The 14,519-nt window shown below is 61.0% G+C and carries 12 protein-coding genes; 6 read left to right on the forward strand and 6 right to left on the reverse strand.

Annotated features, from left to right (window positions below):
- The first annotated feature begins 90 nt into the window (after positions 1 to 90).
- Together AB4O40_RS11585 and AB4O40_RS11590 are read left to right on the forward strand one after the other, a co-directional pair.
- Entirely contained in the window at positions 91 to 1,092 is a 1,002-nt protein-coding gene (locus AB4O40_RS11585) for an AAA family ATPase (RefSeq protein ID WP_460054467.1), read from the forward strand.
- The gene (locus AB4O40_RS11590; RefSeq protein ID WP_056726082.1) at positions 1,089 to 2,417 is read left to right on the forward strand and encodes a DUF58 domain-containing protein; all 1,329 of its coding nucleotides are present in this window, start codon (positions 1,089 to 1,091) and stop codon (positions 2,415 to 2,417) included. The genes AB4O40_RS11585 and AB4O40_RS11590 overlap by 4 nt, the downstream gene beginning before the upstream one ends.
- 37 nt (positions 2,418 to 2,454) lie before the next feature.
- Here the strand turns inward: AB4O40_RS11590 and AB4O40_RS11595 are convergent, their stop codons facing one another.
- Positions 2,455 to 2,814, reverse strand: a complete 360-nt coding sequence (locus tag AB4O40_RS11595; protein WP_056726083.1) for a PilZ domain-containing protein — start codon at positions 2,812 to 2,814, stop codon at positions 2,455 to 2,457.
- 233 nt (positions 2,815 to 3,047) lie between these two features.
- On the reverse strand, positions 3,048 to 3,431 hold the full coding sequence (locus tag AB4O40_RS11600; RefSeq protein WP_056726084.1) for a tetratricopeptide repeat protein: 384 nt from the start codon (positions 3,429 to 3,431) through the stop codon (positions 3,048 to 3,050).
- Between the two features lie 173 nt (positions 3,432 to 3,604).
- Between AB4O40_RS11600 and pyk the strand changes: the two genes are divergently transcribed.
- The gene (gene pyk, locus AB4O40_RS11605) at positions 3,605 to 5,056 is read left to right on the forward strand and encodes a pyruvate kinase (RefSeq protein WP_056726085.1); all 1,452 of its coding nucleotides are present in this window, start codon (positions 3,605 to 3,607) and stop codon (positions 5,054 to 5,056) included.
- Positions 5,057 to 5,264: 208 nt separating this feature from the next.
- Here pyk and AB4O40_RS11610 read toward each other — a convergent pair whose 3' ends face one another.
- Genes AB4O40_RS11610 through AB4O40_RS11620 form a run of 3 tightly spaced genes read right to left on the reverse strand, consistent with a single transcriptional unit; the run spans position 5,265 to position 8,078 of the window.
- Complete coding sequence (locus AB4O40_RS11610) at positions 5,265 to 6,014, reverse strand: enoyl-CoA hydratase-related protein (protein WP_056726086.1); 750 nt, start codon at positions 6,012 to 6,014, stop codon at positions 5,265 to 5,267.
- 29 nt (positions 6,015 to 6,043) lie between these two features.
- Entirely contained in the window at positions 6,044 to 6,979 is a 936-nt protein-coding gene (locus AB4O40_RS11615) for an iron-sulfur-binding ferredoxin reductase (protein WP_056726087.1), read from the reverse strand.
- Complete coding sequence (locus tag AB4O40_RS11620; protein ID WP_460054460.1) at positions 6,972 to 8,078, reverse strand: GGDEF domain-containing protein; 1,107 nt, start codon at positions 8,076 to 8,078, stop codon at positions 6,972 to 6,974. The genes AB4O40_RS11615 and AB4O40_RS11620 overlap by 8 nt, the downstream gene beginning before the upstream one ends.
- Positions 8,079 to 8,391: 313 nt before the next feature.
- Here AB4O40_RS11620 and AB4O40_RS11625 point away from each other — a divergent pair, with 313 nt between their 5' ends.
- Positions 8,392 to 9,915 carry a fumarate hydratase gene (locus AB4O40_RS11625; protein WP_056726089.1) on the forward strand — a complete coding sequence of 508 codons (1,524 nt, stop codon included), beginning with the start codon at positions 8,392 to 8,394 and terminating at the stop codon, positions 9,913 to 9,915.
- Between the two features lie 34 nt (positions 9,916 to 9,949).
- On the opposite strand, the gene AB4O40_RS11630 is transcribed toward AB4O40_RS11625, so the two are convergent.
- Entirely contained in the window at positions 9,950 to 10,948 is a 999-nt protein-coding gene (locus AB4O40_RS11630) for a hypothetical protein (protein ID WP_460160150.1), read from the reverse strand.
- A gap of 296 nt (positions 10,949 to 11,244) precedes the next feature.
- Here AB4O40_RS11630 and AB4O40_RS11635 point away from each other — a divergent pair, with 296 nt between their 5' ends.
- Positions 11,245 to 13,011, forward strand: a complete 1,767-nt coding sequence (locus AB4O40_RS11635) for a sensor histidine kinase (protein WP_414914632.1) — start codon at positions 11,245 to 11,247, stop codon at positions 13,009 to 13,011.
- On the forward strand, positions 13,005 to 14,336 hold the full coding sequence (locus AB4O40_RS11640) for a sigma-54-dependent transcriptional regulator (RefSeq protein ID WP_056726092.1): 1,332 nt from the start codon (positions 13,005 to 13,007) through the stop codon (positions 14,334 to 14,336). Before AB4O40_RS11635 ends, AB4O40_RS11640 begins: the two co-directional genes overlap by 7 nt.
- Positions 14,337 to 14,519 lie beyond the last annotated feature (183 nt).

Raw genomic sequence — 14,519 nt, forward strand, 5'->3', positions numbered from 1 at the left:
GCAAAAAAACCGTGAAAAAAGTTAGATTAGGTAAGTGACTGATTTATGGAAGATAAAACGCATATAACTGTTAACAAGGCTCCGGAAGTAATGAGTCAATCGATCGAGCCCGACGCACCGAGCCATGCCGCTCAACAGCGCCAGCGTGCCGGCCATCTGGCCCAGGCCGTACGCAAGGAACTGCAAAAAGCGGTGATTGGCCAGGACAGCGTGATCGACGACGTCCTGACCGCGCTGATCGCCGGTGGCCACGTGTTGCTCGAAGGCGTACCGGGCTTGGGCAAGACCCTGTTGGTGCGCGCCCTCGCCCGCTGCTTCGGCGGTGAGTTCGCGCGAATCCAGTTCACCCCGGACCTGATGCCCAGCGACGTCACCGGGCATGCCGTGTATGACCTGCAGACCGAGCAATTCAAACTGCGCAAGGGGCCATTGTTCACCAACCTGCTACTGGCGGACGAGATCAACCGTGCCCCGGCGAAAACCCAGGCCGCGCTGCTCGAAGCCATGCAGGAGCGGCAAGTCACCCTCGAAGGCCAGCCATTGCCGATTGCGCAACCGTTCATGGTGCTCGCCACGCAAAACCCGATCGAACAGGAAGGCACTTACCCCTTGCCGGAAGCTGAACTGGACCGCTTCATGCTCAAAGTGCGCATGGACTACCCAGATGCCGGGCAAGAGCTGGACATGGTGCGTCAGGTCTGCCGCTCGACCCGGGCCGATATGCTTGATGTCCAGCCGATGCGCACGTTACTCCAGGCCAGGGATGTACTGGCCCTGCAACGCATCGCCAGCGACCTGGCCCTGGATGACCAGGTGCTCGATTACGCCGTGCGCCTGGCCCGCTCCACCCGCAATTGGCCCGGTTTGACCCTCGGCGCCGGCCCACGCGCATCCATCGCGCTGGTGCGATGTGCCCGGGCCCGAGCGCTGTTGCGCGGCGGTGAGTTCGTGATTCCGGATGACATCAAGGGCTGTGCCCTGGCCGTGCTGCGCCATCGGGTGCGCATCGCGCCGGAGCTGGACATCGAGGGCCTGGATGTCGATCAGGTGCTCCAGCAGATGCTCGACCAAGTGCCGGCGCCGCGCCTGTGAAACCCTCGCGCCTGATGCTCGCCTGGCTATTGATCCTGCTGGCTTGCACCATTGTGTCGGGCGCTTTGCGGGCATTGCAGTTCGCGGTTCCGGCGAATCTCATGGCGATCAACTGGGGGTTGCTCCTGGCGCTGCTGGCCCTGGCCATCCTCGATGCCATTCGCCTCAAGCGCTTGCCTTCGCCCCGGCTGAAACGCCAGATACCCGGCAGCCTGGCCCTGGGTCGATGGGGCGAGGTGCAACTGACGGTCGAACACGACTTTACGCAACCGCTGAAGGTACAAGTCTTCGATCATGTGCCACCTGGCCTGAGCTTCGAACACCTGCCGCTGACGGTCGAGCTGCAACCCGGCCAGCACAGCCTGGCCGGCTATCGCCTGCGCCCGCTCAAGCGCGGTCACTTCAGCTTCGAACGCTGCGAAGTCGGCCTGCCAAGTCCCTTGGGGCTCTGGTCGGACAGACGCTTGCTCGAACTGCCCGACGCCACCCGCGTCTATCCCGATTTCGCCCGCTTGTATGGAGGGCAATTGCTGGCGGTGGACAACTGGCTCAGCCAGCTTGGCGTCCGCCAGAAACAACGGCGGGGCCTGGGCCTGGAATTCCATCAATTGCGCGAGTTTCGCGAGGGTGACAGCCTGCGCCAGATCGACTGGAAAGCCACCGCCCGCCAGCGCACGCCGATTGCCCGGGAGTATCAGGACGAACGCGATCAGCAGATCATTTTCATGCTCGACTGCGGCCGGCACATGCGCAGCCAGGATGATGAGCTGTCGCACTTCGATCACGCCCTCAACGCCTGTCTGTTGCTTAGCTACGTGGCGCTACGTCAGGGCGACGCGGTGGGCCTGAGTACCTTTGCCAGCGAACAGCCGCGCTACCTCGCGCCGGTAAAAGGCACCAGTCATCTCAACACCCTGCTCAACACCGTCTATGACTTGAGCAGCAGCCAACGCAGCGCCGACTATCAAGCCGCGGCCACGCAACTGCTGGCACGGCAAAAACGCCGGGCACTGGTGGTGCTGGTGACCAATCTGCGCGAAGAGGACGACGATGAACTGCTTCCGGCCGTCCACCGCCTGAGCCGGCAGCATCAGGTGCTGGTCGCGAGCCTGCGCGAAGACGTGCTCGATACCCTGCGTCAGTCATCGGTGCAGACCTTGTCCGAAGCGCTGGCCTATTGCGGGACCGTGGACTACCTCAATGCACGCGCCGAACTCCATGAGCGCTTGAACGCTCATGGAGTGTTGGTGATGGATGCGCGGCCCGGTGAGTTGGGGGCAGAGCTGGTGACTCGGTACCTGGGCTGGAAAAGAACCGGACTCTGAGCCTGAGCAATCACTCACAGCCGAGTTCCCATTGATCTCAGGCCGAAGCCGGCAACGGCAGAAAACTGAAGTACTGCTTCAACGCCTCCACCAATTGCCCATATTCCGGTGGCGCCCGTTGCAGGCTGAACCCGGCGTCGTAATGTTGGGGGGTCGCGTCTTCGTGGCACCACAGGCAACAGGCCTGCAGGTCGATGATTCGCTGGCCACCTTCGCTGGCGGGAATTTTCAGGCGCAGGTTGAAGTCCGCGCCGATCATCATCGGCAACTGGCTGATCAGCATCAGCCCGTCTTCGGAGACATTGCCCAGGTAGCCGATGGGTTTGCCGGTGATGCCGTTGAACACTTTGAGGAAGTACGGCAGTTGATGCCGCTCGATTCGGCGGTCAGTGAACATGTGCAATTTCGCTATGCAAGGCTCTTAAGCAGAGCCGCACTACTGCTTCGGAACGGGTATGCATGAGTCTTTGCCCGCTCTCCCCGCTTCCGGTGCGCCAGTCCTTGTAGCGCAGAGTCCTGCTTGTGCCGGTCACAGGTGTTGCCCCGGTTCAGAGGACAAGGCTCTAAAACCGGTTCATTGGACTATAGCTCAGCACCGCCGGTGAGCCAGCGACTGGAGGGTTATCGCCATCAGAACTGCGTAGGTTTAACAGCCGCTGCACTGCGCATCGGGTAGTGACCCAGGCTCTGCAGGGTTTCGATGCGGGCACGGGCGCGGTAGGCATATTCGCTCTGAGGATAGGACGCCATGATGAACTGATAGGTTTGAACCGCATCGATGTACATCTTCTGCCGCTCCAGGCACAGGCCGCGCATCAACGATACTTCCGGCCACACATAAGGCCGCGCGCGGCTGTCGCGTTCGACCTTGGACAACTCGAGCATCACTTGCTCGCAATTGCCCCGGTCGTAGGCGCTGTAGGCATTGTTCAAATGATGGTTCATCGACCAACGGGTGCATCCCGTGACGCTGAGGGCGCTGATGGCAAGGGCGGCAATGAGAACGAAACGCATGGGGAAATCTCCTGTCTTGAACGCTGTATCGACCCATGGCCGGAAATCTTCAGGCTGCCGGGACGCAAAGTTGCAGGGTTCAATAAAGAAAGAAATAAGTAGTGCAAACGAACAATGACTACAACTTCGGAGCATAGTAGCCTCACTCAGCGCTTGAACTCAGGAGTCTTTGCATGTCCGTCCGTCGTACCAAAATCGTCGCCACCCTAGGCCCGGCCAGTAACTCGCCGGAAGTTCTCGAACAGCTGATTCTGGCTGGCCTGGACGTCGCCCGCCTGAACTTCTCCCACGGCACTCCCGACGAGCACAAGGCTCGCGCGAAGCTGGTGCGTGACCTCGCTGCCAAGCACGGCCGCTTCGTCGCCCTGCTGGGTGACCTGCAAGGCCCGAAAATCCGTATCGCCAAATTCGCCAACAAGAAGATCGAGCTGAAGATCGGTGATCAATTCACCTTCTCCACCAGCCATCCTCTGACCGAAGGCAACCAGCAAGTGGTCGGCATCGACTACCCGGACCTGGTCAAGGACTGCGGCGTGGGCGATGAGCTGCTGCTCGACGACGGTCGCGTGGTAATGCGCGTCGATACCGCCACGGCCACCGAACTGCACTGCACCGTGACCATCGGCGGCCCGCTGTCCGATCACAAAGGCATCAACCGTCGCGGTGGCGGCCTGACCGCTCCGGCCCTGACCGAAAAAGACAAGGCCGACATCAAGCTCGCCGCGGAAATGGAAGTCGACTACCTCGCGGTCTCCTTCCCCCGTGACGCCGCCGATATGGAATACGCCCGTCAACTGCGCGACGAAGCCGGCGGCACTGCCTGGCTGGTGGCGAAGATCGAACGCGCCGAAGCCGTGGCCGACGACGAAACCCTCGACGGCCTGATCAAGGCCTCCGACGCGGTGATGGTTGCCCGTGGTGACCTGGGCGTGGAAATCGGCGACGCCGAGCTGGTGGGCATCCAGAAGAAGATCATTCTGCACGCACGCCGCCACAACAAGGCAGTGATCGTCGCGACCCAGATGATGGAGTCGATGATCCAGAACCCGATGCCGACCCGCGCCGAAGTGTCCGACGTAGCCAACGCCGTGCTCGACTACACCGACGCCGTGATGCTCTCGGCTGAAAGTGCTGCTGGCCTGTACCCGCTGGAAGCCGTTCAGGCCATGGCGCGTATCTGCGTCGGCGCCGAAAAGCACCCGACCAGCAAGACCTCCAGCCACCGCATCGGCAAAGAGTTCGAGCGCTGCGACGAGAGCATTGCCCTGGCGACCATGTACACCGCCAACCACTTCCCGGGCGTGAAGGCGATCATCGCCCTGACCGAAAGTGGCTACACCCCGCTGATCATGTCGCGCATCCGCTCCTCGGTGCCGATCTACGCGTTCACCCCACACCGCGAAGCCCAGGCTCGCGCGGCAATGTTCCGTGGCGTGTACACCATCCCGTTCGACCCGGCTTCGCTGGCGCCGAACGAAGTCAGCCAGAAGGCTATCGACGAGCTGGTCAAGCGCGGCGTAGTACAGAAAGGCGACTGGGTCATCCTGACCAAAGGCGACAGCTACCACACCACCGGCGGCACCAACGGCATGAAGATCCTGCACGTTGGCGACCCGATGGTCTGAGTGACCGGTTGCTCGAAAAACAAAAGCCCCGCCATGTGAATGGCGGGGCTTTTTGCTTTCTGATCCGATCGTTGTGTTGTCCAGGCCGGCCTCATCGCGAGCAAGCTCGCTCCCACAGGGTTTTGTGTTGGTCACATGATTTGTGAACAACCCCGGTCAATGTGGGAGCGGGCTTGCCCGCGAAGAGGCCGGTACAGTCAGCGAAAAATCAATGCCGCTTGATGAACCCCGTCAACGCCGCCAACGCCTCCGGCGACCGCAGCCGCTGGGTAAACAGCGCCCCCTCCTCCTCAATCACCTTGCGCAACAGCTCCCGGTCCGGCGCCTTCATCAATTGCTTGCTGATGCGCACCGCTTCCGGCGGCAGCGACTCGAAGCGCAGGGCCATCTCCCGCGCCTTGGCCAGGGTCTCTTCGCCACTGCCCAGCGCCTCGCAGGCAATGCCCCACGCAGCCGCCTGTTCACCACTGAAACTTTCACCCAGCAGCAATAACTCCGCCGCCTTGGCCTGCCCAAGCAGACGCGGCAGGATCAGGCTGGAGCCGAACTCCGGGCATAGGCCAAGGTTGACGAACGGCATGCGCAGGCGTGCGTCACGGCTCACGTAGACCAGATCACAATGCAGCAACATCGTCGTGCCAATGCCCACCGCCGCTCCGGCCACGGCGGCGATCACCGGTTTGCGGCATTCGAGCAGATTGTGCATGAACCGGAATACCGGGCTGTCGAGTCCATTCGGCGGTTGCTGGATGAAATCGGCGATATCGTTGCCGGCGGTGAAGCATTCGGCAGAGCCGGTGATCAGCACGGCGTTGATCCCGGGGTCGCTGTCAGCCTGTTGCAACGCCTCGGCCAAGTGACTGTACATGGCGCGGGTCAGGGCGTTTTTCTTGTCCGGGCGATTCAGGCGCAGGGTCAACAGGCCGCGTTCGCGTTCAACTTGGATGGCATCGGTCATGGCAGGTCTCGCGTCTGAAAAGTCAGCGCTCAACCACGGGGCAGGAACACATCGGCCAGCAGTTGATTGCGCGGCAATCCCGCCAGGTACAGGCGCCGGGCAAAGGCGTCGACACTGTCGGGGGCTCCGCAGAGTAAGGCCAGGGTTTGCCGGGAAACAAGGCGCAGTTGCGCCAAAGCCGCAGGCAACTCGGCCGGGGTCCACAGTTCGACACTCAGGTTCGGACGGCTGGCGGCCATGGCTTGCAGGGGTTTGGCCAGGTAGTGTTCATCGGCATCATGGGCCAGGTGGATGACGCGGATAGTGCCCTGGTGATTCTGACGCAGCGCTTCGCGCAAGACACCAAACAATGGCCCCAACCCGGTGCCGGCCGCCATCAACCACAACGGCCTGGTGTGCCAGTCAGGGTCGTAATGCAAGGCACCGCCGCGCAGTTCACCGAGACGGATCGGATCGCCGATGCGCAATTGCCTGGCGGCATCGCTGAATTCCCCGGGTTTGCGGCAATCGAGATGAAACTCCAGAAAACGATCTTCCTGCGGCAGGCTGGCCAGAGAATACGGCCGCGCCACACTGCCCGCCCACAACACCAGGTGTTGACCGGCGCTGTAGCGCAATGGTCGCTGGGGGATTACCCGCAAGCGCAGCACCGTGGTACTCAGCCAATCGATCGCCGCGACTTCGGCCGGATGACCATCGGTTTGCGGATCGAAGGCGTGCACCTGCAAGTCCTCGACCACCTGGCACTGGCACGCCAGTCGCCAGCCCTGTTCACGCTGCCGGGCACTCAGGGCATCGGGGCGGCTGTCGCTCGGCAGCCCCCGCACACACTGCACCAGGCACGCATGGCAACTGCCGGCGCGGCAACTGTAAGGCACTGGCACGTCGTTCTGGTTCAGCGCGTCGAGCAGATTGCTGCCCGCCGCCACCGACCATTGGCGCTCGCCAACCCGCAGCTCAGGCATCGACGTTCTCCCACGCTGCCGCGCACCGGTTGCGGCCATCACGCTTGGCACGATAAAGCGCCTGATCGGCCCGTTGCAGAGCGTCATCGAGGTCGTCGCCCAATTCCAGCAGGGTCATGCCGGCGGACAGGCTGAGGCTGCGTACATTCAGACCAATCAGCTCGACATCGGTGAACGCGATGCGCAGCCGTTCGCAGCACGAAGTCAGACTGTCGGCATCGCAATCGGGCAGCAGCACCACGAACTCTTCACCACCGTAGCGGGCCAGAACATCGCCGTCGCGCAGGCACGCGCTGGCAACCCCGGCAAAGGCTTGCAGCACCTGATCGCCGGCGGCATGGCCGTGCAGATCGTTGATGCGTTTGAAATGGTCGAGGTCGATCAGCGCCAGGCCATGCATGACACCCGTGTCCATGGCGTTCAATTCGCGGGAAGCCAGGCGCAGGAAATGCCGGCGATTGAACAGACCCGTGAGTTCATCAGTGGCCACCAGGTCTTCGAGCTGGCGCATCATCCCGCGCAACGTGTCCTGGTGCGCCTGCAAGGCAAAACGCCGCTGGCGCATTCGCTGTCGCGAAGCCTGGACATAGCGGGCATACAGCACCAGCCACACCAGCACGATGAACAGCACACAGACCTGCAACAACGCCATGGCCGGGTCGGGCAGCTGTAAGTGGTAACCCTCCCACAGCGTGATTGCACTGAAACTGAAAAACACCAGCAGCGCGCATCGTACTAAAGACCGGCGTGACAGATGGAACAGGCCGAACAGCAGGATCAGCACGTAAAACACCAGGAACGCACCCCGGGCTTCGTCCAGATGGGCAATCAGCCAGGTTTGCCAGCCCAGCCCCAGCAACACTTGCACCTCGGTCAGGCTGGGGTCGGCGAAGCGCAGATTGCAGCCGCTGTAGAACACCGCGAACAGGATGGCCTGGTTGATCACCACCAGTGCGCTGCCGATGGCGACACTGGAAAGCGGTGCATCGTAGTGACCGGTAAAGAATGCCAGCCACAGCAACAGCAATGCCAGGGCATAGGTGCCGGCCGCGAGGGCGAAACGTTTGAGCAACAGGCGCTGGATGGCGTTATGGGTCAATCGTTGACTCACCAGATGAAAGGAGACTGACAGAGCGTCCTACTCTACAGACCGCATGTCACTTTAGTTGCGTGACCGATAAATGACCATTCAATTTTCGGGATGGGCAAGGTCGTCTCGCTTGCAGGAGCTTATGCGACCAACGATTGACTGCCGGCGCGTGTGCCGGCCTTTGATGCGCGGTATACTGCCGCGCCTTTTTAGCGTCGCGCCAGCTTGCCCGGCGTGCCTTGAAAGGTGCTTGCAACCGACCGATGCACCCAAGCTGCAAGCACCTTATTGAATGTTCCCGTCTTTTAGAGGAGCGCGACTCATGACCGTGATCAAGCAAGACGACCTGATTCAGAGCGTTGCCGACGCCCTGCAGTTCATTTCCTACTACCACCCCGTGGATTTCATCCAGGCGATGCACGAGGCTTACCTGCGCGAAGAATCGCCAGCGGCCCGCGACTCGATGGCACAGATCCTGATCAACTCGCGCATGTGCGCCACCGGCCATCGTCCGATCTGCCAGGACACCGGCATCGTGACCGTATTTGTCCGCGTGGGCATGGACGTGCGTTGGGATGGCGCCACCATGAGCCTGGACGACATGATCAACGAGGGCGTACGTCGCGCCTACAACCTGCCGGAAAACGTCCTGCGCGCTTCGATCCTCGCCGACCCGGCAGGCGCTCGCAAGAACACCAAGGACAATACCCCGGCAGTCATCCACTACTCCATCGTTCCGGGTAACACCGTGGAAGTGGACGTGGCGGCCAAGGGCGGCGGTTCCGAGAACAAGTCGAAGATGGCCATGCTCAACCCGTCCGACTCGATCGTCGACTGGGTGCTGAAAACCGTCCCGGAAATGGGCGCCGGCTGGTGCCCACCGGGCATGCTCGGCATCGGCATCGGCGGCACCGCCGAGAAAGCCGCAGTGATGGCCAAGGAAGTGTTGATGGAATCCATCGACATTCACGAGCTCAAAGCCCGTGGCCCGCAGAACCGCATTGAAGAAATGCGCCTGGAGCTGTTCGAGAAGGTCAACCAACTGGGCATCGGCGCCCAGGGCCTCGGTGGCCTGACCACCGTGCTTGACGTGAAGATCATGGACTACCCGACCCACGCCGCTTCGCTGCCGGTGTGCATGATCCCGAACTGCGCCGCCACCCGTCACACGCACTTCGTGCTCGACGGTTCCGGCCCGGTTGCCCAGGAAGCGCCACCTTTGGACGCCTACCCGGAAATCGTCTGGGAAGCCGGTCCGTCGGCCCGTCGCGTCAACCTCGACACCCTGACCCCGGAAGACGTGCAGAGCTGGAAGCCGGGCGAAACCGTCCTGCTCAACGGCAAGATGCTCACCGGTCGCGACGCGGCGCACAAGCGCATGGTCGAGATGCTGAACAAGGGCGAAACCCTGCCGGTCGATCTGAAAGGTCGCTTCATCTATTACGTCGGCCCGGTTGATCCGGTGCGCGAAGAAGTGGTTGGCCCGGCGGGCCCGACTACCGCCACGCGGATGGACAAGTTCACCCGTCAGATCCTTGAGCAGACAGGCCTGCTGGGCATGATCGGCAAATCCGAGCGCGGCCCTACCGCGATCGAAGCGATCAAGGACCACAAAGCCGTTTATCTGATGGCTGTAGGTGGCGCGGCTTACCTGGTGGCGCAAGCGATCAAGAAATCCCGCGTGGTCGCTTTCGCCGAACTGGGCATGGAAGCGATCTACGAGTTCGACGTCAAAGACATGCCTGTGACCGTTGCGGTCGACAGCAAGGGCGAGTCGGTACACATCACCGGTCCTGCCATCTGGCAGAAAAAGATCAGTGAAAGCCTGGCGGTGGAAGTGCAGTAAGCGCTGAACCGTTGATTAAAAAAGAGCCGCGCTGTCAGTACGACAGCGCGGCTTTTTTATACGTACAAATCCAACTTTCAACGACAGTGGTTCCAGACTCTATCCGTTCACGGAGACCAGGAGGTCGCAGGTCTGGACGGTCAAACCGTAAACGCTTTATCGACTGCCCATTCGGAATCTCCCCCAGTGACCGTGCCGATCTGCCTTGCAGTAATGAGGTGATTTCCTGAGCTCCACGCCGTCGGGGCAGAAACCCGCCAACTTCCATCGGATTGAACCGTCGTAGATAATAAGACGCCGCCGCTCCCGCCCGTATTCCAGATCTCAAGCCTGGCGCCTTGGAGCCCCCCGTACCACTAATAGTGGGTTTTCCGTCAGCAGAAACAGTTACATCGGTAATCAATGGCGTGAACAGGACAGCAAAAAGAACCGGGCTCGCCCATTCGGATACCACATCATTCAGTTTCTGTATGGCGGTTAGCCTGAACGGATCGCCCATCCACAATGGCTCCGCAAGCACGGTCTTCCAGGAACCATCGGACTGTACTGTCGCGGTTCCGAATAGAACGGTACCGACACCCTCTTCACAAAGTAAGATCGTTGCACCCGCCACACCGTTGGTTCCTTGTATTTCTGGTTGTGGCACCCGCACGGTTCCGGGATGGGCAATTACCGGCGTAGGGGGTATGACCTGGCCAATTTTAAAGTTACGACTCTTAGCCCAATGGCTGTATAGAACGTTTTGATACTGGATCTTGAAATATATCTGCTCTTCTACCGGCAACTCATCGGGCACCACAAACGCTATAAAACCAATTCCTACGCCACCGCTGTATCTTTTAATTTTTTGATTATTGCTCGCTCTAAAGAAGTCCAGATTCCATTTGGTGTGCGTGGGTGATGGTACGATTGCATGAACGTTAAATCGACGACTAACAGTTCCCGCTGTGGGAGCCGTGATTATGGGACTGGGCAGTACCTCCCACTTTGGTTCAATTTTTCTCCGCGTCCGGGATTCAGTATCTTTTTTCATGATCTCAACTCTCCTGCGCCCGGCACGCTCGCTGGCGCTTGTGTCACTATATTCATCTTGATCCGCACGAGGTGACTACCTGTAAAAAGTGACAGTTCCGACGAATGGACATTCATAAGAATTTTTGAGAACGCCTGGATTTCGTTGAGAAAACTCGAAAATGAAATAGTACAAATGCGCAAAACAAACATGAGTTCCTGATAGCTCAGGGTATCGACTTGAATGTATGAGATGAGCACTGGTGCAAGATGATCCGCATGCTATCTTGCGCCTGTCTTTTTTCCGATCTCTGTTCGATGCTCCCGACCTCCCGAACCCTGCGCCTGGCGCTCTACACCTTATTGATCATCGCCGGTGCCGCCATCGCCGCCACCCTGGCGATGCGCCACACCGTGCGCCAGTCAATGGTCGAGGACGCGGCTCGCGCCAATCAGCAACTGGCGCTGTATGCCACGTCCCTGCATACCCTGATCGAACGTTACCGCGCCCTGCCTTCGGTGCTGGCGCTGGACCCGCAATTGCGCGACGCCCTCAAAGGCCCGGTGAGCCCCGAGCAACAGGATGCGCTGAACCGCAAACTGGAAAAGATCAACGGCGCCGCCGAATCCTCGACCCTGGAACTGCTCGATCGCACCGGTCTGGCCGTAGCCGCGAGCAATTGGCGTTTGCCCAGCAGTTATGTCGGCCACAACTACGGTTTCCGTCCCTATTTCAACCAGACCCGTACCCAGGGTACCGGTCGCTTTTATGCCGTGGGGGTGACCAGCGGCATTCCCGGCTACTTCCTCTCCAGCGCGGTCAGCGATGACGACGGTCAGTTCCTCGGTGCCATGGTGGTGAAACTGGAGTTCCCCGAACTGGAACGCGAGTGGCGTCAGGGCAGCGACACCTTGCTGGTCAGCGACGCACGTGGAATCATCTTCATCGCCAACCAGCCGGGCTGGCGCTATCGCCTGCTCAAGCCGCTGAGCGACAGCGACCACGCCGAACTCAAGACCACCCGCCAGTACGACAAGCAGCCGCTGACGCCACTTGAGTTTCAATCGTTGCGGCGCTTCGATGACAACAGCGACCTGGCTCGGGTCGATGGCCCGGACGGCAAGGCCGATTACCTGTGGGAATCCCTGCCGCTAAGCACCGAAGGCTGGACGCTGCACCTGCTGCGGCGTCCGCAAGTTGCCTTCGAAGACAGCCGCAACGCCGCCCTCGCCGCGGCCGGGCTATGGCTGACCCTGGTGTTCCTGCTGCTGTTTCTCAATCAACGCTGGCGCCTGGCCAAACTGCGTCAACGCAGTCGCGAAGAACTCGAGCAGCTTGTAGAAGAGCGTACCCGCGACCTGCGCACCGCTCAGGAAGGCCTGGTGCAATCGGCCAAACTCGCCGCGCTGGGGCAAATGTCCGCCGCCCTGGCCCATGAGATCAACCAACCGCTCACCGCCCAGCGCATGCAACTGGCGACCTTGCGCCTGTTGCTCGACCACGGTCGAGTCGATGACGCCTACAAGGCGCTCAAGCCAGTGGATGAAATGCTCACCCGCATGGCGGCCCTCACCGGCCATCTGAAAACCTTCGCCCGCAAAAGCCCCGGCGGTTTGCGCGAACGCCTGGACCTGGCGGCGGTGGTGGATCAGTCGCTGCAACTGCTCGACACCCGGTTGCGCGACGAACAGGTCAGCACCGTGCTGCACCTGACCCGCCCGGCCTGGGTGCGTGGCGATGCGATTCGCCTGGAACAGGTGCTGATCAACCTGCTGCGCAATGCCCTCGATGCGATGCAGGATAAACCCTGCAAACGCCTGGAAATCCGCCTCGAAGCCGACGAACAATTGTGGCGCCTGAGCGTGATCGACAACGGTGGCGGTATCGCCGAAGAGAACCTGCCCAAGGTCTTCGATCCGTTCTTCACCACCAAGCCGGTGGGCGATGGCCTGGGGATCGGGCTGGCCGTGTCCTTTGCCATCGTTCATGAATCCGGCGGGCGCCTGACTGCCGACAATCATGACAAAGGCGCCGTGTTTACCATGACTTTGCCCATCGACCTGGAGGTGCATGAACCATGCTGAACTCAGTGATCGTGGTCGACGACGAAAGCAGCATTCGCAGTGCCGTCGAGCAATGGTTGAGCCTGTCGGGTTTCGAGGTGCAGTTGTTCAGCCGCGCCGACGAGTGCCTGGCGCAGTTGCCCAGGCATTTTGCCGGGGTGATTCTCAGCGACGTGCGCATGCCCGGCATGACCGGCCTGGAACTGTTGGCCGAGGTGCAACGCCGGGATGCCGATTTGCCGGTGATCCTGCTGACCGGCCACGGCGATGTACCGATGGCCGTCGAGGCCATGCGCGACGGTGCCTACGATTTCCTCGAAAAACCTTTCAGCCCGCAAACCCTGCTCGGCAGCCTGCGCCGCGCCCTCGACAAGCGCCGGCTGGTGCTGGAGAACCGCGCGCTGCACGAGCAGGCGGACAACCGTGCCAAACTGGATGCCACGCTGCTTGGCGTGTCCCGGGGCTTGCAGACCCTGCGACGGCAAGTTCTGGACCTGGCAGCATTGCCGGTCAACGTGCTGATTCGCGGCGAAACCGGTAGCGGCAAGGAACTGGTCGCGCGTTGCCTGCACGACTTCGGGCCGCGGGCCGACAAGCCCTTTGTCGCGCTCAACTGCGCGGCCATTCCCGAGCAATTGTTCGAGGCCGAGCTGTTCGGTCACGAGAGCGGCGCGTTTACCGGTGCGTCCGGCAAGCGCATCGGCAAGCTCGAGTACGCCGACGGCGGCACGCTGTTTCTCGATGAAATCGAAAGCATGCCCCTGGCCCAGCAGGTGAAACTGCTGCGGGTGTTACAGGAGCAGAAGCTTGAACGGCTGGGCTCGAACCAGAGCATCCGCGTGGATTTGCGCATCATTGCCGCGACCAAGCCGGACCTGCTCGACGAAGCGCGGGCCGGACGTTTCCGCGAAGACCTGGCCTATCGTTTGAACGTCGCGGAACTACGTCTGCCGCCCTTGCGCGAACGCCGTGAAGACATACCCCTGCTGTTTGAATCCTTTGCACAAAACGCCGCCGAACGCCTGGGACGCAAGTTTCCACCGTTGAGCGGTGCCCAGTTGAGTCACTTGCTGAGCCACGACTGGCCGGGCAACGTGCGCGAACTGGCGAACGTCGCCGAGCGTCAGGTATTGGGGCTCGGTGAGCCGGAGCCCTTGGGCATCGAGCCCGGCCAGTCACTGGCGGCGCAACAGGAAGCGTTCGAAGCGCAATGCCTGCGTGCGGCATTGACCCGGCACAAGGGCGATGTGAAAGCGGTGCTCGAAGAACTGCAACTGCCGCGCCGGACCTTCAATGAAAAGATGCAGCGGCATGGTCTGACCCGGGAGATGTTTTTAAGCGAGTAGCCCTCAAAATCAAAAGATCGCAGCCTTCGGCAGCTCCTACCGATGAACGCGATGTCCCTGTAGGAGCTGCCGAAGGCTGCGATCTTTTCAGCGGATTTCCGCTCACGCAAACATCCTCATAGGCGGATTTCCGCTCAGCCAAACATCCTGCCCCCTCTAAACCGGCCCTCTCCCCGTTGGCAC

This window comes from Pseudomonas sp. S2_F07 (assembly GCF_054668325.1).

What these genes read in the sequence shown, in the direction of transcription:
- AB4O40_RS11585 (WP_460054467.1), top strand. Translation starts at nt 91, where the DNA reads ATGAGTCAATCGATCGAGCCCGACGCACCGAGCCATGCCGCTCAACAG.
- AB4O40_RS11595 (WP_056726083.1), bottom strand. Translation starts at nt 2,814, where the DNA reads ATGTTCACTGACCGCCGAATCGAGCGGCATCAACTGCCGTACTTCCTC.
- AB4O40_RS11600 (WP_056726084.1), bottom strand. Translation starts at nt 3,431, where the DNA reads ATGCGTTTCGTTCTCATTGCCGCCCTTGCCATCAGCGCCCTCAGCGTC.
- pyk (WP_056726085.1), top strand. Translation starts at nt 3,605, where the DNA reads ATGTCCGTCCGTCGTACCAAAATCGTCGCCACCCTAGGCCCGGCCAGT.
- AB4O40_RS11610 (WP_056726086.1), bottom strand. Translation starts at nt 6,014, where the DNA reads ATGACCGATGCCATCCAAGTTGAACGCGAACGCGGCCTGTTGACCCTG.
- AB4O40_RS11615 (WP_056726087.1), bottom strand. Translation starts at nt 6,979, where the DNA reads ATGCCTGAGCTGCGGGTTGGCGAGCGCCAATGGTCGGTGGCGGCGGGC.
- AB4O40_RS11625 (WP_056726089.1), top strand. Translation starts at nt 8,392, where the DNA reads ATGACCGTGATCAAGCAAGACGACCTGATTCAGAGCGTTGCCGACGCC.
- AB4O40_RS11630 (WP_460160150.1), bottom strand. Translation starts at nt 10,948, where the DNA reads ATGAAAAAAGATACTGAATCCCGGACGCGGAGAAAAATTGAACCAAAG.
- AB4O40_RS11635 (WP_414914632.1), top strand. Translation starts at nt 11,245, where the DNA reads ATGCTCCCGACCTCCCGAACCCTGCGCCTGGCGCTCTACACCTTATTG.
- AB4O40_RS11640 (WP_056726092.1), top strand. Translation starts at nt 13,005, where the DNA reads ATGCTGAACTCAGTGATCGTGGTCGACGACGAAAGCAGCATTCGCAGT.